At 46.9% G+C, this 18,078-nt stretch carries 19 protein-coding genes, 1 tRNA gene, 1 other RNA gene and 1 other annotated feature; of the genes, 6 read left to right on the top strand and 15 right to left on the bottom strand.

Annotated features, from left to right (window positions below; all coding sequences use genetic code 11):
* Positions 1–261: 261 nt before the first annotated feature.
* From H7968_RS17635 to tadA, 8 genes are all read right to left on the bottom strand, one after another.
* Complete coding sequence (locus H7968_RS17635) at positions 262–609, bottom strand: SHOCT domain-containing protein (RefSeq protein WP_227397321.1); 348 nt, start codon at positions 607–609, stop codon at positions 262–264.
* Between the two features lie 105 nt (positions 610–714).
* On the bottom strand, positions 715–966 hold the full coding sequence (locus tag H7968_RS17630) for a pro-sigmaK processing inhibitor BofA family protein (RefSeq protein ID WP_227397320.1): 252 nt from the start codon (positions 964–966) through the stop codon (positions 715–717).
* 57 nt (positions 967–1,023) lie between these two features.
* Positions 1,024–1,239: a YaaL family protein gene (locus H7968_RS17625; RefSeq protein ID WP_134375709.1), complete on the bottom strand. Its 216-nt coding sequence runs from the start codon at positions 1,237–1,239 to the stop codon at positions 1,024–1,026.
* A gap of 14 nt (positions 1,240–1,253) precedes the next feature.
* On the bottom strand, positions 1,254–1,850 hold the full coding sequence (gene recR / locus H7968_RS17620; RefSeq protein WP_134375708.1) for a recombination mediator RecR: 597 nt from the start codon (positions 1,848–1,850) through the stop codon (positions 1,254–1,256).
* 8 nt (positions 1,851–1,858) lie between these two features.
* On the bottom strand, positions 1,859–2,179 hold the full coding sequence (locus H7968_RS17615) for a YbaB/EbfC family nucleoid-associated protein (protein WP_134375707.1): 321 nt from the start codon (positions 2,177–2,179) through the stop codon (positions 1,859–1,861).
* Between the two features lie 20 nt (positions 2,180–2,199).
* Positions 2,200–3,897, bottom strand: a complete 1,698-nt coding sequence (gene dnaX, locus H7968_RS17610; RefSeq protein ID WP_227397319.1) for a DNA polymerase III subunit gamma/tau — start codon at positions 3,895–3,897, stop codon at positions 2,200–2,202.
* A gap of 167 nt (positions 3,898–4,064) precedes the next feature.
* Positions 4,065–4,330, bottom strand: an RNA gene (ffs, locus tag H7968_RS17605) — signal recognition particle sRNA large type.
* A 73-nt stretch (positions 4,331–4,403) separates the two neighbouring features.
* The gene (gene tadA, locus H7968_RS17600) at positions 4,404–4,898 is read right to left on the bottom strand and encodes a tRNA adenosine(34) deaminase TadA (protein WP_227397318.1); all 495 of its coding nucleotides are present in this window, start codon (positions 4,896–4,898) and stop codon (positions 4,404–4,406) included.
* A gap of 131 nt (positions 4,899–5,029) precedes the next feature.
* Between tadA and H7968_RS17595 the strand changes: the two genes are divergently transcribed.
* The 5 genes from H7968_RS17595 to H7968_RS17575 all read left to right on the top strand — a co-directional run bounded on the left by H7968_RS17595 (position 5,030) and on the right by H7968_RS17575 (position 9,312).
* A complete protein-coding gene (locus H7968_RS17595) occupies positions 5,030–6,310 on the top strand; it encodes a glycoside hydrolase family 18 protein (protein ID WP_227397317.1) in 1,281 nt (426 codons plus the stop codon).
* A gap of 189 nt (positions 6,311–6,499) precedes the next feature.
* Positions 6,500–7,138, top strand: coding sequence for a deoxynucleoside kinase (locus H7968_RS17590; RefSeq protein WP_227397316.1), 639 nt, complete (start codon positions 6,500–6,502; stop codon positions 7,136–7,138).
* Positions 7,138–7,806, top strand: a complete 669-nt coding sequence (locus H7968_RS17585) for a deoxynucleoside kinase (RefSeq protein ID WP_134375702.1) — start codon at positions 7,138–7,140, stop codon at positions 7,804–7,806. The genes H7968_RS17590 and H7968_RS17585 overlap by 1 nt, the downstream gene beginning before the upstream one ends.
* 55 nt (positions 7,807–7,861) lie before the next feature.
* Positions 7,862–8,428, top strand: coding sequence for a hypothetical protein (locus tag H7968_RS17580; RefSeq protein ID WP_227397315.1), 567 nt, complete (start codon positions 7,862–7,864; stop codon positions 8,426–8,428).
* A 689-nt stretch (positions 8,429–9,117) separates the two neighbouring features.
* Positions 9,118–9,312, top strand: a complete 195-nt coding sequence (locus H7968_RS17575) for a hypothetical protein (RefSeq protein WP_227397314.1) — start codon at positions 9,118–9,120, stop codon at positions 9,310–9,312.
* 103 nt (positions 9,313–9,415) lie between these two features.
* Here the strand turns inward: H7968_RS17575 and H7968_RS17570 are convergent.
* The 7 genes from H7968_RS17570 to guaB all read right to left on the bottom strand — a co-directional run bounded on the left by H7968_RS17570 (position 9,416) and on the right by guaB (position 16,662).
* A tRNA-Ser gene (locus H7968_RS17570) sits at positions 9,416–9,508 on the bottom strand.
* A 63-nt stretch (positions 9,509–9,571) separates the two neighbouring features.
* Positions 9,572–10,006 carry a DUF4395 domain-containing protein gene (locus tag H7968_RS17565; RefSeq protein WP_227397313.1) on the bottom strand — a complete coding sequence of 145 codons (435 nt, stop codon included), beginning with the start codon at positions 10,004–10,006 and terminating at the stop codon, positions 9,572–9,574.
* A 400-nt stretch (positions 10,007–10,406) separates the two neighbouring features.
* Positions 10,407–11,684 (bottom strand): serine--tRNA ligase, encoded by a 1,278-nt coding sequence (gene serS, locus H7968_RS17560; protein ID WP_227397312.1) that lies wholly within the window; start codon positions 11,682–11,684, stop codon positions 10,407–10,409.
* A gap of 99 nt (positions 11,685–11,783) precedes the next feature.
* Positions 11,784–12,002, bottom strand: a binding site (T-box leader).
* 55 nt (positions 12,003–12,057) lie between these two features.
* Complete coding sequence (gene pdxT, locus H7968_RS17555) at positions 12,058–12,645, bottom strand: pyridoxal 5'-phosphate synthase glutaminase subunit PdxT (protein ID WP_227397311.1); 588 nt, start codon at positions 12,643–12,645, stop codon at positions 12,058–12,060.
* Positions 12,646–12,661: 16 nt separating this feature from the next.
* Positions 12,662–13,543, bottom strand: coding sequence for a pyridoxal 5'-phosphate synthase lyase subunit PdxS (gene pdxS, locus H7968_RS17550; protein ID WP_134375696.1), 882 nt, complete (start codon positions 13,541–13,543; stop codon positions 12,662–12,664).
* 154 nt (positions 13,544–13,697) lie between these two features.
* Complete coding sequence (locus tag H7968_RS17545) at positions 13,698–15,053, bottom strand: D-alanyl-D-alanine carboxypeptidase family protein (RefSeq protein WP_406566428.1); 1,356 nt, start codon at positions 15,051–15,053, stop codon at positions 13,698–13,700.
* Between the two features lie 145 nt (positions 15,054–15,198).
* The gene (gene guaB, locus H7968_RS17540; protein ID WP_134375695.1) at positions 15,199–16,662 is read right to left on the bottom strand and encodes an IMP dehydrogenase; all 1,464 of its coding nucleotides are present in this window, start codon (positions 16,660–16,662) and stop codon (positions 15,199–15,201) included.
* Positions 16,663–16,777: 115 nt separating this feature from the next.
* Between guaB and H7968_RS17535 the strand changes: the two genes are divergently transcribed.
* Positions 16,778–17,443, top strand: coding sequence for a YaaC family protein (locus H7968_RS17535; RefSeq protein ID WP_227397310.1), 666 nt, complete (start codon positions 16,778–16,780; stop codon positions 17,441–17,443).
* Positions 17,444–18,078 lie beyond the last annotated feature (635 nt).

Below are 18,078 nucleotides of genomic sequence, written 5' to 3'. Positions count from 1 at the left end.
TTCGCTTCCTTCTATATTATAAGAAGAAAGTGTTTGTTGCTCTCTCAAGCGACCAATCTATCATAACACGACTTCGTTTATGTCGTCAACTGTTATTTTGAAAAAGTTTTTTCAGCATCCAGTTGAAGTTGATGGCCGTTGTTTTTCGCAACGAGGAATAATATATCACGGATTTTTTATACATTGCAACCCCTTTTTCAAAAAAACTTTTCAAAGCCGCAAAAAAACGTGTATCAACAGACACACGCTTAACGCAGTTATTCACCACTTCTCACCCAACAGCTCATTCTTTTTCGCCTGATAGTCCTCTTCTGTAATGAGGTCATCCTCTTTTAGACGATGAAGCTGACGGATTTTATCTTCATAATTTCCTCCGGGCTGTTCAGTCTGACCGAGCTCCACGTCTGCTTCATAGGTAGAAGCCCCTTTAACTGAAAAGACATTCACCGCGTGGAAGATCGTAATGCCTGCTGCACCAGCTGTCCAGATTGCCCCGAAAGCGCCGGCTGTTGGCATGATAACAGTAACGCCGATCACTACAAACGCTATGCCCATTACCATCGCAAGCAACGACACACCTTTACTCGGCTTTACACGATAACGATTCATGTGATTCACTCCTTCTCGATTCCTTCGTCCTCTGTTCTACGCACGGCACACAAAAAAGTTCCCTATAAAAGGAAAACACTTCTCCTTTTATAGGGAACTTCATCGTTATACTCTGAAAATAAAGATCAATGCTGCCGTGCCCGGGATCCCGAGAATCCCTGCAATCCCGGTCGTCACCGGATTCATCGGAACGTAAAGACCGTACTCCTGTCCGAAACGGTTGACGATAAAGAGCAGCCCCAGCCCGACAATCCACTTTGTTCCTATCCGCCACATCCATTTTAAAAAAGGGACGATCCCTACCGTAAAGATCATCAATACGGTAATGAGCGTCCCTGCTCCCCACAGCCAGATCACGTGTATCCGCTCCCCCTTTATAGGATGGTCCGTATACACATTGTATGAGTGTGAAGATTATTTTATGACAATTTTCCGGTGACGGGCTTCTTTAAATAAATAGAAATAACGTGCTTCCGCCATTTTTTCTGCAGCGATCAGCTGAGGACTTTTCTCAAGGCTCATTTCAGCCAGTCCTTTTTGCTGCTGCCATTCATCTCTTGTGTCGTGCATGAGATCGACGAGCTTATCATCGAATTCCTGCTTTAGCTTCCCTTTTTTACGAAACAGCATGTAAGAGCGCTCCTTTATACGTCCCTGCGCCCTTCAAGCGCTTTTGATAAGGTGACTTCATCAGCATATTCAAGGTCTCCTCCTACCGGCAGACCGTGGGCGATCCGGGTCACTTTAATGCCGGATGGACGAAGCAGACGGGAGATATACATCGCCGTTGCTTCCCCTTCAATATTCGGGTTAGTGGCGAGGATCACTTCCTGAACCTCGTCATCCTGAAGACGTTTTAACAGATCCGGCACGTTAATGTCCTCGGGGCCGATCCCATCCATCGGAGAGATCGCACCGTGCAGAACGTGATAAAGACCTGAGTATTCCTTCATCTTTTCCATGGCAATGACATCCTTCGGGTCCTGTACGACACAGATCAGACTGCGGTCGCGCTTCTGGTCCTCACAGATGTAGCATGGATCCTGATCCGTGATATGTCCGCACACGGAGCAAAAACCGAGATTCCGCTTGGCGTTGACCAGCGCCTTGGCGAAATCAAGCACCGTGTCTTCCTTCATGCCTAATACAAAAAACGCCAGTCGGGCCGCTGTTTTCGGCCCGATTCCTGGCAGTTTCATAAAGCTGTCGATCAGCTTCGATATTGGTTCCGGATAATGCATATGGCTCCTTAAAACATCCCTGGGAGGTTCATGCCTTTAGTGAACTGTCCCATCGTAGAGTTGGTCAACTCGTCCGCTGCCTTCATTGCTTCGTTTGTTGCAGCAAGTACAAGGTCCTGCAGCATTTCGATATCATCAGGATCCACAACATCTTCTTTGATTTCTACATCTACAACTTCCTTATGGCCAGTAACGGTTACCGTCACCATTCCGCCTCCAGCTGTACCAGTCAGACGCTTTTCACCAAGCTCCTCCTGTGCCTTCGCCATTTGCTTTTGCATTTTCTGCATCTGCTTCATCATACCTTGCATATTTCCCATACCACGCATGTTTGATTACCTCCGAGTTTTTAGTCTTGAATATCAAGTAAATCTGGTCCGACAAGCTTTCGCGCTTCTTCAATCAGCGGATCTTCCTTTGCTTCCGCATCTTCTCCCTCAGGCATATCCTGATTCTGAATAAAGTCTTCGCGGATTTCGAGCCACTGATCTTCAGGCACGCCAATGACTGAATAATAAGAGCCGGTCAGCTCCTGTAAAATAGACGGCATCGTGTCGGTCAGCTTATTGTTTTCCATTGCCATCTTGCAATGAATCTCATATTTAAATTTTAACACAAAAGCGTCCTGAGATGCTGCTACAGGTTCCGCTTCGTTTAAAAGGGCAGTCAGCGACCTTAATTGCTGACGGTTCATGCTCTCAAGCATATCCCCCCAGCGACCTTTGATCTGACTGATGTCATTTTTCGTTGCGTTGCGGAGCACCTCAACGATCCGGCCAGCCTGAGCTTTATACATTGTATTCGAACGGGCTGCTTTTTTCGGTGCGGCAGGCTGCTGGGTTTCTGCCGGTGCTGCCTGAACGCCGTTTTCCTTAAGCCGTTTCAGTTCGCCTTCCAGCTGCTGGACCCGGCTGATCAGCTGCTTGAGATCCGGAATGTCCGCCGCGCTTGCCGTAGCCGCGCGCTCAACATGACACAGCTTCACAACCGCTACTTCTAAATGGGTTCTTGCATGATTCGAGAGCTTCATTTCCTGCTGGGTTTTATTTAACCCTTCAATATACTGATACAGCTGCTCCGGCTGAATCTGCTCCGCCATTTCCTTAAACGCTTCATCTGACAGCACCCGCTCCATCGAATCCTCAAGGCCCGGCGCTGTTTTATACAAGAGGAGATCACGGCTGTACATAATCAGATCCTCTGTCAGACGCACCGGATCCTTTCCGTCCTCGAGTAACCGGTGAATCAGATCAAGCGAACCGGCAACGTCATGTTCATTCAACTTTTGCATCAGGGCCGTCAGCTGATCCTGCCCGATCGAGCCTGTTACCGTCAGGGCATCTTCAACCGTCACTTTTTCACCACTGAATGAAATCGCCTGATCAAACAGACTGAGTGCATCACGCATTCCGCCCTCTGCTGCGCGGGCAATTATATGCATCGCTTTTTCGTCATACTCTACGCCGGACTCGCTGGCAATATGCATCATGCGCCCGGTAATATCATGAGACGTAATCCGTTTGAAATCGAAGCGCTGACAGCGGGAAATGATCGTGAGTGGAATTTTATGCGGTTCAGTCGTGGCCAAAATAAAGATGACGTGCTTTGGCGGCTCCTCAAGCGTTTTTAACAGAGCATTGAATGCACCCGTTGTCAGCATGTGAACCTCATCGACAATATATACTTTGTAGCGCCCTTCATTTGGCGCGTATTTCACTTTATCGCGAATATCGCGAATCTCATCCACACCATTGTTCGAAGCGGCATCAAGCTCAATCACATCCGGAATAGAGCCGTCTGTGATGCCTTTACAGATGGTGCATTCATTACATGGTTCCCTTACCGGAGCATGCTCACAGTTCACTGCCTTCGCTAAAATTTTGGCAGCACTCGTTTTCCCGGTACCACGTGGCCCGGAAAATAAATAGGCATGGGAGATTTTCTCCTGTAAGAGGGCGTTTTGCAACGTCCGCGTGACATGCTGCTGTCCAACAACATCCGCAAACTCCTGCGGCCGCCAGACGCGGTATAACGCTTGATAAGCCATGAATTACCCTCCTGTCGATCTCATAATCGTCCTTCATCCAGTATAACGCAATTCAGGCAGTCAGGAAACGATGAAGCGAAAGATGGGTCCTGAAAAATGCCCTTCTTTTTCGCAGCAAAAAAGCCACCCGGCATGAACCGGATGGCTTGATGATATAAATTAAAATGCCGTGCACCTTCTGTCGACTGACAGCCCCAAGCGTTACTTCTGCAGTTAGCTCGGTCCAGGCAACCCCGCGGCACATGAGAGCTTCCACTTAATGCTGCTTCCTTCCGGACCTGACATGGTTCATGAATTCCCATTGCGCAGGACCCGGACGTCAACACCACTTACAGAAGGCAGACCAAAAAGCATGTGCAGCCTCGAGAAGGGATTCAGTTTCGCTAGAGCGGATTGCGAATACAGGGCACCGCTAATTCCCCACCTAGCACGGCAAAAATGAGACCAGTAATCATAAACGCCATTTGACGACGCAAAATTTAGTATACTATCTGTCCGCTAAAAAATCAATCAGGATCTTTTAACTGGCTCTTCTTCCTTTTTTTCTCTTCACGAAGTCCGCGGAAAAAATCAGTCAGCATCTGCCCGCACGCCTCACCAAGCACACCCGGCACCACCTCACAGCGATGGTTGAACCGCTCATCCTCAAGCAGATTCATCAGGCTTCCCGCACAGCCCGCTTTCGGATCACGGGCCCCATACACAACCCGGTCCACACGCGACAGCAAAATCGCCCCGCTGCACATCGGACATGGCTCAAGCGTCACATAAAGCGTCGTCCCCTCAAGCCGCCAACTGCCAACTTCCTCACACGCCTTCTCAATCGCTAAAAGCTCCGCATGCGTCACAGCATTCTGCGTCGTCTCCCGCAAATTATAAGCAGACGCAATCAACTCATCATCCTTAACAATCACAGCTCCGATCGGCACCTCGCGAATCGCCTCCGCCTTCCTCGCCTCATCAATCGCACGCTGCATCCAATATTCATCGCGCTCAGTCATCTCGTCCGTCCTTTGCTCATTTTTTTCTGATCTTATCATATAGATGAAAAAAGCGTCTATGGGGACGGAGCGCCCGTTCCTTTTTGCAAAAAAGAACGGGCGCTCCGTCCCCCAGAAAGGGGTTTTCTTACATGCAAATCCATATCGTTCAACCTGGAGAAACACTTTTCACCATCGGGGCACGCTACTCCATTACGCCTCAGCAGATCGCCACTGCCAATCAGCTGCCGAATCCTGACCGTCTGGTGGTCGGTCAGGCGCTGGTGATTCCGATTACGGGGAGTTATTATTTTGTGCAGCCTGGGGATTCTCTTTATCTGATTGCCAGACGGAACGGGCTGACGTATCAGGAGCTTGCCGCAATTAACGGTTTGTCTCCCGATCAGCCGCTTGCTGTCGGCTGGCGTCTTTACCTGCCACCGGCACCGAAAACATCAGCTGAATTTAACGCGTATGCTGAGCCGTTTGGCGCTGTGAGTGAAAATCTGCTGAACAGAACGCGGGAAGCTGCTCCGTATTTAACGTACCTTGCTCCTTTCAGTTTTCAGGCCAAGCGCGACGGCACGCTGAGTGAGCTGATCGTAGAGCCGTTTGTGCCGATTGCAGAGCAAAGCCGCGTGACGCTCATGATGGTGATCACTAATTTAGAAGAAGGGGCGTTCAGTGACGAGCTCGGACGCATCCTGTTAAATGACCAGGCCGTGCAGGACCGGCTGCTAGATTCTATCACCGCCACCGCTAAACAATACGGGTTCCGCGATATTCACTTTGATTTCGAATATTTACGGCCGGCTGATGAAGAGGCGTATACGGCCTTTTTAAGAAAAGCGAAGGATCGGTTCTCTAAGGAGGGCTGGCTCGTCTCAGCAGCCCTTGCTCCGAAAACGCGGGCGGATCAGCCTGGGAAATGGTATGAGGCGCACAATTATAAAGCGATTGGGGAAATTGTGGATTTTGTTGTGATCATGACGTATGAATGGGGCTACAGCGGCGGTCCGGCACAGGCTGTGTCACCAATTGGACCGGTGCGAGATGTGCTTGAGTATGCCTTAACCGAAATGCCCGCCTCTAAAATCATGATGGGGCAGAATCTATACGGTTATGACTGGACGCTCCCATTTGTTCAGGGCTCACAGGCGCGCGCGATCAGTCCGCAGGAAGCCATCGCGATTGCAGCGAGACAAGGTGTCCCGATTCAGTATGACGAAACCGCCCAGGCACCCTTCATTGAATACACGGCAGAAGGGAAAGATCATATTATCTGGTTCGAGGACGCCCGCTCCATTCAGGCCAAATTTGATCTGTTAAAGGAGCTTCGCCTGCGCGGGATGAGCTATTGGAAGCTCGGGCTGTCCTTCCCTCAAAACTGGCTCTTGATCAGTGATCAGTTTAACGTCGTCAAATTACCATGAATTTTTTTCTTAAAGACAAGCGCCGTAATGATACGGTTCTTGTCTTTTTTCGTCGGAATGCGTCTACTTTTACCCTATATAATGTGATACAATTACGGTTGTCATTTAATGAGCGACACGCTTGTTTTTCAATCCGTCTCTGCGTCTTACCGGCACAGGGCTTATCGAATCATTAAGGAGGAAACGAGAATGACGACCATTCCGTTTATTACCGTGGAGGGCCCGATCGGCGTGGGAAAAACCTCCCTTGCGAAAGCGATTTCCTCTCACTTTGATTTCCACTTATTAAAGGAAATCGTGGACGAGAATCCTTTTTTAAATAAATTCTACAGCGACATCGATGAATGGAGCTTCCAGACGGAAATGTTTTTCCTCTGCAACCGCTACAAGCAGCTGAGCGATATCCAGCGCCTCTATTTAGCTGAGCAAAAGCCGGTGGCAGCTGATTATCACATTTTCAAAAACCTGATTTTCGCCAAACGCACATTGCGTGAAGCTGAATACGAGAAATACCTCGAGATCTACCGCATTTTAACAGCAGATATGCCAAAGCCGAACGTTGTCGTTTATCTGAACGCAAGCCTTGATACCCTGCTGAAGCGGGTTAAGATGCGCGGACGCGACTTCGAGAAGGATATGAGCCCTCTTTATCTCGAGCAGCTGTCAGCCGATTACGAGGATTTCATCCGTCATTTCGAAAAAACGCATCCGGAAATCCCGGTATTGCGCATTAATGGGGACGACCTTGATTTCGTCCACCACGAACAGGACCTGCAAAAAGTCATTCAGCAGGTTGAAGAATCTTTACTTAAAAGGAGTACAATCTGATGAATGCACGTGAAAAATACGGCATCCCGAACGATGCTGTCATTACGATCGCCGGAACCGTCGGCGTCGGAAAATCAACCATGACCCAGACACTGGCCGATCACCTGAACTTCCGCACATCCTTTGAAAAAGTGGAAGCCAACCCGTACCTAGATAAATTCTATAAAGACTTCGAAAAATGGAGCTTCCACCTACAGATCTATTTCCTTGCAGAACGCTTTAAAGAACAAAAGCGCATGTTCGAATACGGAGGCGGCTTCATCCAGGACCGCTCCATCTACGAAGACACTGGCATTTTTGCTAAAATGCATTACGAAAAAGGCACGATGTCACCAGTCGATTACGATACGTACACAAGCCTGTTTGACGCGATGGTCATGACGCCTTACTTCCCGCATCCAAGTCTACTAATCTACCTGGAAGGCTCACTCGACGATATCGTCAGCCGCATCCAGTCACGCGGGCGCCCAATGGAGCAGGAAACACCACTCGCCTACTGGGAAGAAATGCACCAGCGCTACGAAAACTGGATCGACTCATTCAACGCATGCCCCGTGCTGCGCCTGAACATCAACGACTACGACCTAGTCAAAGACCCAACATCAATTGACCCGATTCTCGAAAAAATCGGCTCATTCATCCAGCAGACATCACTGCTGAAAAAATAAAAACAAAAGCGGATGGCCTGTGCCATCCGCTTTTGTGTAGAGAAAGGAGAAGAAAATGAAAACTGCAACATTTGAATTCCAGGCTCACGAAAAAGACTATATTGAACTAATCAGGTTTCTCCCTGTTGGACGTTTTATGCGCAAAGGGACGTTGGCCATCGTAACTTTTGTGAGCATCTCTTTATTGATTGCTGCTGTTTATCTCACTGCACAAAATTTCATCGAAGGAGACAACCCTTTCATTGTCTATACGCTTTTGGCCTCAGGCATTTTTATTTTCTGGGCAGTTAATGTTTCTATTGTCCAAAAGATCACAAATGCCTATCTTAAAAAACAAGCCATGCAAATATTTAACCGATACAGCCACAACGGTGTTTCAGATGAGTTTGTTGAATACCATCAAGATCAAAACTTATTCCTCATCAGAAAAACCAAAAAAGAAGTACCCGTTGATCAGTATTTTGATATCTATGAAACCAAAGATCATTACTTATTCTATCGCAACAAAGAAAAAATAGACGAGCGTTTTCTGATTCCTAAAGACGTTAATCCTGACCAGTTAATGATTTTGATCTCAAGGTTAAAAAGTCAAGGTGTGAAGGTGACGGATCGATCAAGGTAGAGTTAAAGATCAGACCCTGGTCTACGGTAGACCTGAGGACAGAAAATTAACATAGAAAGGAGAACAAAATGACTGCAATAAAATTTGAATTTCAAGCTAAAGAAAAAAATTACATTGAGTTAATAAAGTATTTACCAGTCAATAGACTATTGTATAGACTTCAGTTTATCCTCATTACGTTAGCAACTCTTACTTTTTTGTGTTATGCGGTATATATTATTGCAAGAGATTTCGTAGAGGGAGACAATCCCTTCATCGTTTACTCAATCCTTATTCTTTTCACTTTTATTCTTTGATCTATCAACTTATGGATCCCAAGAAAAATAACTGATTTTCGGATAAAACAGAAAGCCTTACAAATATTTAACCGATACAGCCACAACGGTGTTTCAGATGAACTTGTTGAATACCATCAAGATCAAAATCTATTCCTCATCGGAAAAACCAAAAAAGAAGTACCCGTTGATCAGTATTTTGATATCTATGAAACTAAAAATAATTATTTATTCTATCGAAACAAAGAAAAAATAGCCGAGCGTTTTCTGATTCATAAGGACGTTAATCCTGACCAGTTAAAGGTTTTGATCTCAAGGTTAAAAAGTCAAGGTGTGAAGGTGACTGCTCGATCAAGGTAGAGTTAAGGGTTAGCTGCAAGAACAGCCTATTAAATTTAAAAGGAGTGCATGCACATGAAACGCATCGCGAGCTTGACTTTCTCTTTTGTCGCTTTCAGCATCATCCTGCTGGCGAACTTCCAATCAGGTGTATGGTTTGATACTGAGACTGGTGCAGTGCTAAACAGCATTTGCATCGCAGCGATGATTCTTTGCGTCATTCTGATTGTTTTAAATGCCAGAAAACGAAATAAAGATACTTCTATCTAAAAAACAGAGGCCGTGAGCCTCTGTTTTTTTACATAAGAAAAACCCACTGCAAAAGCAGCGGGCTCTCCAACATTTATGCGCGTTGATGTTAAATTTAAAATTATGGAGGAGGTAGAGGGATTCGAACCCCCGCGGGCTGTTACACCCCTGTCGGTTTTCAAGACCGATCCCTTCAGCCGGACTTGGGTATACCTCCGTGTTCGACAAGAATTATAATATCATGTATTGCATAACCCGTCAAACGTTTTTGAAAAGTTTTTTAGAAACTTTTCGATGCTTTTGTTCTGCGGTACTGCCACTGCTTCCACTGGAAACGGATAAAGCAACCGACACAAAAGCCCATGATCGCAACGGACGCTGCAACAACAACCATTATTGTAAAGGCATAGCCCGCAATTGTCCAGCCCATGAGGAAAGAAAAATAGCCGCTACCGAGAAAAAATACCGCAATCAGCTGATTAAACCGCTGGTCATCGCGATCCTCCGGAATATATTCATTCATCGGCTTTTTCAAAAATACCTTTGCCCCGCGCATCACAGGGTTGAAATCGAATAGAATGCCGCCTAATCCGGCAATGAGAGGAATCAAAATAAGTGCATGAATGCCTGTCAGCCAGGCTGCAACAACGCTTAGCACGATCGTAAACTGGTTTACACGAACAAGAGGACGCGGAATAGATAAAGAAGCTGCCATTTATATCATACCTTTCTGATCGGAATATAAGTTTATAAAATATGATACGCCCTATGGTATGCAAACGTCAAGAGGAGAGTATTCGTGAGCATGCGGGGAGAGTTCGTGAGGTTAACGGATGAATTCGTGAGGTTAGGCGGTACTTTCGTGAGCACAATGACTACTTTCGTCAGTTCAATACCATTTGGCCTACCCCTTTTCTGCGCGATCACGCCGAGTCTGGGAAAATCGGCAGTATTCCGCGTACTACCTCGGCTTCTAACGCTATCTCCCAAGCTTCCACACCCATTTTGTTAACTTCCCTCTCATTTCCCTAAGCAGATCACTACATTGCCTCTTCCCCATACATCCACCCAAAAGCAAAAGCCGCCCGGAAACCCGGACGGCTTTTTTAAAAACCTTATTTAGAAATAACCTTCTTACCACCCATATAAGGCTGCAGTACGTCTGGTACGATCACGCTGCCATCTGCCTGCTGGTAGTTCTCCAGAATCGCAGCAACGGTACGGCCGATCGCTAGACCGCTTCCATTTAGCGTGTGCACGTGCTCCGGCTTGGCGTTTGGCTCGCGGCGGAAACGGATGTTGGCGCGGCGTGCCTGGAAGTCCTCGAAGTTACTGCAAGAAGAGATCTCGCGGTACGTGCCGTAGCTTGGAATCCATACTTCGATGTCGTATTTCTTCGCTGCTGTGAAGCCAAGATCCGCTGTACACATGCTCATGACGCGGTATGGCAGTTCAAGCAGCTGAAGTACTTTTTCAGCGTGTCCTGTCAGCATTTCAAGCGTTTCATAAGAATCCTCAGGCTTCGCAAAACGCACAAGCTCTACCTTGTTAAACTGGTGCTGACGGATCAATCCACGCGTGTCGCGGCCTGCAGATCCTGCTTCAGAGCGGAAGTTGGCGCTGTAGGCCACATACGCTTTTGGCAGGTCATCCGCTTTTAAAATTTCATCGCGGTGGTAATTAGTCACCGGTACTTCTGATGTCGGTACGAGGAAGTAGTCCTCTTTTTCAATGCGGAACGCGTCCTCTTCAAACTTTGGGAGCTGGCCTGTGCCTGTCATGCTCGTACGGTTAACGAGGTATGGCGGCAGCATTTCCGTATAGCCGTGCTGGTCCTGATGGAGGTCCATCATAAAGTTGATCAAAGCACGCTCCAGGCGGGCACCGGCACCTTTGTAAAAAACGAAACGGCTTCCGGTTACTTTAGCTGCGCGCTCGAAGTCCAGCATTTCAAGGTCAGTCGCAACATCCCAGTGAGGTTTTGGTTCAAATTCGAAATCGCGGATCGTTCCCCAGTTACGAATCTCAATATTGTCGTCCTCTGTTTCACCCACCGGCACACTTTCATGCGGGACGTTCGGAATAGACAGCAATAGGTCCTGAAGCTTTTCTTCAACCTCGCGAAGGCGGTCATCCACCTCTTTGATTTCATCACCAAGCGCACGCATTTCTGCGATCACATCATCAGCATTTTTCTTCTCACGCTTCATTTGGGCGATCGCCTGAGACACCTCGTTACGGCGGCTCTTCTTCTCTTCCCCTTTCGCAATCAGCTCACGACGCTCCTCATCTAAAGCCTGAAACTGATCGAAATCCTTTAGATCCTCACCGCGGTGAGCCATTTTCCCTTTAATTTCATTAAAATTATTTCTTAAACGCTTTAAATCCAACATGATGTATTTCCTCCTCTTGTGTTTGAAAAGCCGGACTGTAGAGGTGGGATCAGACCCCGTCTCTACACAAACAAAAAACTCCCGTCCCTTATTATAAAAATAAGGGACGGGAGTTTAGGCCCGCGATACCACCCTGGTTGGGAGCACATGAAGTTACTCCCCGCTCAATGACGTAACGGTGTCGGCCGTGGAGCCTTACTGACGTGTTTCGGGCTCCCGCTCCAGAATGGATTCGCGACCTCCTTTTACCGTCTCGCACCAGCCGACGGCTCTCTTGAAAAAGGGTGGATTGCTACTGTTTTCTGTCAAAGCTTTTCGATTTATTCTTAAAAATTACCTTACTATACGGTTCGGAAAAGATCAACCTTTTTTCTTACGCAGTCACACCGGCTGATTTGACCATGTTGATGAAATACGCCGTCAGACGGTGATCATCCGTTAATTCCGGATGGAACGAACAGCCAAGGAATTGTCCGTGGCGCGCCAGTACGATCCGGTCTTTGTATGTGGCAAGCACTTCTGTTTCCGGGCCTGCTGATACGATGTGAGGCGCACGGATAAAGACAGCTGTGAATGGATCTCCCTCAATTCCTTTGATGGATAAATCCGTTTCAAAGCTTTCCTTCTGACGGCCAAATGAATTTCGCTCAACAACGACATCCATCACACCTAAATGCGGCTCGTCATATCCGACAATCTCACCTGCAAGTAAAATCAGACCGGCACATGTGCCAAAAATCGGCTTTCCGGAGGCTGCGAAATGGCGCAGCGGCTCCATCAGACCGTATACATCAATCAGGCGGCGCATCGTTGTGCTTTCCCCGCCTGGAATAATTAATCCGTCAATAGTTGAGAGCTGTTCTGCTTTCTTCACGACAACCGCTTTGGCATCGCCTGCTTCGATTGAACGGACATGTTCCCTAACCGCTCCCTGTAATCCTAATACACCAACTGTTGTCATGATGATCAGCCCTTTCTTACCAACCGCGCTCCTGCATGCGGTCTTCTAATGATAGTGAAGAGATTTCCATCCCTTTCATTGCTGTACCAAGCTCTTTTGATACTTTCGCAATGAGTTCATAATCCTGGTAGTGAGTCGTTGCTTCCACGATCGCACGTGCAAACTTCTCAGGGTTATCTGATTTGAAAATACCTGATCCAACGAATACACCGTCAGCGCCAAGCTCCATCATTAATGCTGCATCTGCAGGTGTTGCGACACCGCCCGCTGCAAAGTTCACGACTGGAAGACGGCCAAGCTCTTTAATTTCTAAAAGAAGCTCAAATGGTGCACCAAGGATTTTCGCTTCTGTCATCAGCTCATCCTTAGACATGTTCACAACGCGGCGAACCTGTGCGTTTACCTTACGGATATGACGAACAGCCTCTACGATGTTACCTGTTCCAGGCTCACCCTTCGTACGAAGCATCGCTGTACCTTCTCCGATACGGCGTGCTGCTTCCCCAAGGTCGCGGCATCCGCATACGAATGGTACCGTGAAGTCGCTTTTCAGCAGGTGAAACTCTTCATCTGCCGGCGTTAATACTTCACTCTCGTCGATATAGTCTACGCCCATTGATTCCAATACGCGTGCTTCTGTAATATGTCCAATACGGGCTTTTGCCATGACCGGAATACTTACCGCGCTCATAACCTCTTCTACGATGCGAAGGTCTGCCATACGCGCTACTCCGCCTTCTTTACGAATATCAGAAGGAACACGCTCTAATGCCATAACCGCTACCGCACCAGCTGCCTCTGCTAACTTTGCCTGCTCAGCGTTGACTACATCCATAATCACGCCGCCTTTTTGCATCTCTGCCATTCCACGTTTAACACGATCCGTACCTGTATTCATTACAAAAAGCCTCCTTCATCCTGTGTAAAACCCTTTTATTGAAAAGGATAGAAAATTTTGATTAAACCAGTCGGAATTAGTTGATTCCACCTTTTATCTTCACTAAAAAAGCGCTCCCTGTCAAGACAAGAAGCGCTTTATACACTGATTTTATTTAGCTGAACCAGCCTGATACCGTTGATGTAATCGTGCCCCACAGATTTCCGAAGAAACCGCCGACCGCACGCATGCTGAGTACGAACCAGTTCGCTTTTTCAACGGATTCCGTTGTTACAAGCTCCGCTTCAAGCGCAGAAGCCATGCTTTCATCCAGATAACCATATTCACCTGCTGCACCAGCCATGCTGATCGTACCAACCACTGCTCCTTCTTCAATCGGAGCCGTTAATTCGCCGTTTTCATTTAAAAGAGACTCATCAAGCGTCAATTCAGGTGTGAATTCAGCAGGATCCTGTCCATTCTGCAAAAGGACATTAACAGGCTCAGTCGTCTGAACGCCTACAGAATCCTCTTTCCCTTTATCAACCGCCAGTGTTTCCTGGCCTTCTACCGTATAGTTCGCAGGCAGAATTTCCTGCATGCTGAAATTGTTAAAACCAAAATCAAACAGTTCCGCTGTCGCACCAAAACGCGCCTCATAAGAACCCACGCCGTTCTCATCCGTTGCATTCATCACAACAGAGATCAGACGCATGCCATTACGTTCAGCTGTTCCTGTAAAGGTGTAACCGGCAAAATCCGTTGTACCGGTTTTAATGCCATCTACCCCTTCATATTCAAACACAAGACCTGGAAGCATGAAGTTCCAGTTTGGCATGTTGGTTGCATCATCCGTCCCTTCACGGAACACATCTCTCGGAATGCTTGATGTTTCAAGCACCTCCGGGAAATCCGTCAATAGACGGTGAGCAAGCTTCGCTGTGGCACGTGCTGACATGACATTTTCCTCATCAGCGCCTGTATTTTCAGGGTGGTAACCAAGCATATCGGCATTGTTCAAGCCGGATGAATTCACAAAGCGGTAATCCTGTAATCCCATCTCTTCAGCCTTGGCGTTCATCTGATCGACAAAAGCCTGCTCTGAACCGGCAACCGTCTCAGCAATCGCAATTGTTGCTGCATTCGCTGAGTAAATTACCATCGCTTCATAAAGCTCCCGAATCGAATACTGCTCACCTAATCGCAACGGAACGTTACTGAGTGAACGGTCCTGAGAAATTTCGAACGTTTTATCCGTTACCGTATATTGATCGTCCCAAGACACTTCACCTGCAGCGACTGCTTCAAGAAGAAGATATTCTGTCATCATCTTCGTCATACTTGCAATCCCTAAAAGCGTATCTTCATTTTTGGCATATAAGACTTTTCCTGTTTCTGCTTCAAGCAGAATCGCTGCATCGACATTCCAATTTTGAATCTGAGCTTCTGCGTCCTGCATGAATGCACCGCTTCCTAGAAAGAGAACAAGCGCCATCATACCCGCAGCTGTGTTGCGTAACATTTTCTTCACGTTTTTAACCCTCCAGCAAAATATGTACACTTCTGTCATTCTATCATAGTGTCCTTGTAAAAAATAGAGAGAGAATAGCACTGTTACGTGACAAAAAAGCAGGACTCCCGTAAGAAAGAGAGTCCTGCTACCTTCGATTCATCTATTATAATGAGTAGTTTGGAGATTCTTTTGTAATCTGTACATCATGCGGGTGGCTTTCACGAAGCCCGGCACCCGTCATACGGATAAACTGTGCTTCTTCACGCAGATCCAACAGATTCTTCGATCCGCAATAACCCATTCCGCTGCGGATTCCACCAACCAGCTGATAAATCGTATCAGCAAGAGGTCCTTTATAAGGCGTACGGCCTTCAATGCCTTCAGGAACAAGCTTTTTCGCATCCTCCTGGAAGTAACGGTCCTTCGAGCCTTTTTCCATCGCGCCGAGTGAACCCATTCCGCGGTACACTTTAAAGCGGCGGCCCTGGAAGATTTCCGTTTCACCAGGACTTTCAGATGTACCGGCAAGAAGACTTCCAAGCATCACCGCATGTCCCCCTGCAGCAAGTGCCTTCACGATATCACCTGAATACTTAATCCCGCCGTCGGCAATAATAGATTTACCGTGCTTGCGTGCTTCCGTTGCACAGTCATACACAGCGGTAATCTGAGGAACACCGACACCAGCCACTACACGTGTTGTACAAATCGAACCAGGTCCGATTCCAACTTTAATCACATCAGCGCCTGCTTCAATCAGTGCTTTTGTTCCTTCACCCGTTGCCACATTTCCAGCAATAATCACCACGTCTTTAAATGCTTCACGAATCGAAGCAATCGTATCAAGCACACCCTGTGAATGTCCGTGTGCCGTATCAATCACAAGCGCATCAACACCTGCTTTAACGAGCTTTTCAACACGCTTCACGGCATCCGCTGTCACACCAACAGAAGCAGCAACTAAAAGACGGCCTTTTGCATCCTTGGCAGAGTTCGGGAATTCGATCACTTTTTCAATATCCTTGATTGTGATTAATCCTTTAAGTGTACCTTCATCATCCACTAAAGGAAGCTTCTCAATCTTATACTGCTGAAGAATCTTTTCCGCTTCATCAAGCGTTGTGCCGACAGCTGCCGTTACAAGATTGTCTTTTGTCATCACTTCATCAATTTTAATCGAGTAATCCTGGATAAAACGAAGATCGCGGTTCGTAATAATACCGACCAGCTTCTGCTCATCCATATCATTGACAATTGGGACACCGGAAATACGGTATTTGCCCATCAAGTGCTCTGCATCAAACACCTGATGATCCGGCGTAAGGAAAAATGGATCTGTAATGACGCCGCTTTCTGAACGCTTAACACGTTCCACCTGCTCAGCCTGCTGCTCAATACTCATATTCTTATGGATGACACCAAGGCCACCGGCACGCGCCATCGCAATCGCCATCGCCGCTTCCGTTACCGTATCCATACCAGCACTGATAATTGGGACATTCAACTTAATCGTATCCGTCAGCTCCACTGATAAATCAACATCACGCGGTAATACTTCTGATTTAGCCGGGACAAGCAATACATCATCAAACGTTAAGCCTTCTTTAGCAAACTTAGTTTCCCACATTGTCAAATTTCCTCCCAGTCTGAAAAATATTATTGTAAGGTTATCAGCCGGGATACCCCGTGTCAAGACAGATGAAATAAGTTCGATTATTATGAATTGTTCGGAGGTTTATGGTATGACGTCATACTTTAACTGGAACCGCTATCTTCCCTACCATGCCAGAGTTGACTCATTCATCTTATTACAGCAGGCATACACACAAACGAACCCGGAGACTGCCCACATCCTCGCTTCAGAAAAACACGAACTATTCTGCTCTCACCTCGAACACGCAGAAGCCTTTTACATCCAAAGCAACACGTCACCACTCACCATCCAGCCCATCCTGCAATTCTACGGCTTCACTCATCTGCTAAAAGCAGCCATTACGATAAAAGACCCTTTTTACCCTGAAAAATCCAACCAGCTTGCCCACGGTGTCACCTCCCGTAAACGCAAGAAAAAAGATTTTTCATTCTTAGAAGACACCGTCAAAATACAAAAAAACGGCCTCTACACCGTTTTTACAACCAGACTCCTTAACCGCAATCCATTGCCTGTCACCATTACAATGGAGGAACTATTCCACTCACTCGAAACAAACCGGCAGGACCCTGATCCGATCCAGGCCCACTTTCTGCTGCTCTATAACCTCAGCATGATCGCCAGGTACGAAACCGAATGGTGGAACCAATGCATCACCTACAAAAAAACTGCTGACTACGCCGTCATAAGGAGCTTTCTCGCCTATTCAGCGGGTTTTTTGCCGGAGGAAATGCTGAGATACCTAATAATGGAATGATATAGGGACACTGGAGGTAGTCAGCCTTTCTTTTAAGTTAGCTTGAGATTCTATCTACTTTCTACTTTATTCTTCACACTTTTGCTCTTATTCAGTATACTTTCCCGTTTATTCGATACACTTTATTCTCTATTCTGCATACCTCCGGAAACATCCCTGCGAAGCTCGGGGGCACTGAATGCAGTTGAGTAACTGAAAGTCTTTTTCCTTTCTCTAAACCAGCTCGAAATTCTATACACTTTCTACTTTATTCTGCACACTTTTGCTCTTATTCAATATACTTTCCCTTTTATTCGATACACTTTATTCTCTATTCTGTATACCTCCGGAAACATCCCGGCGAAGCTTGGGGGCACTGAATGCACTTTGGTAACTAAAAGGATCGGGTTATTCTTCAAACCAGCTCGGGATTCCACACACTTTGCTCTTCATTCCAAACACTTTTGCTCTTATTCAGTATACTTCCCAGTTTATTCTACACACTTTGCCGGATTCTACACACCTCAAGAAACATCCCGGCTACGACCGGGCGCTCTTCATGCACCTTCAAACCCGACCTCCACCTAAAAAACGCACAAAAAAACCTGCCGTCTCTCCTGAGCGACAGGTCTTATCTTTGGCCTAGCGACGTCCTA

It is taken from the genome of Jeotgalibacillus aurantiacus, from assembly GCF_020595125.1.
GTDB classification, from domain to species: domain Bacteria; phylum Bacillota; class Bacilli; order Bacillales; family Jeotgalibacillaceae; genus Jeotgalibacillus; species Jeotgalibacillus aurantiacus.
The sequence above is the reverse complement of the archived record's forward strand: the minus strand, read 5'-3'. Positions and strand labels throughout refer to the sequence as shown.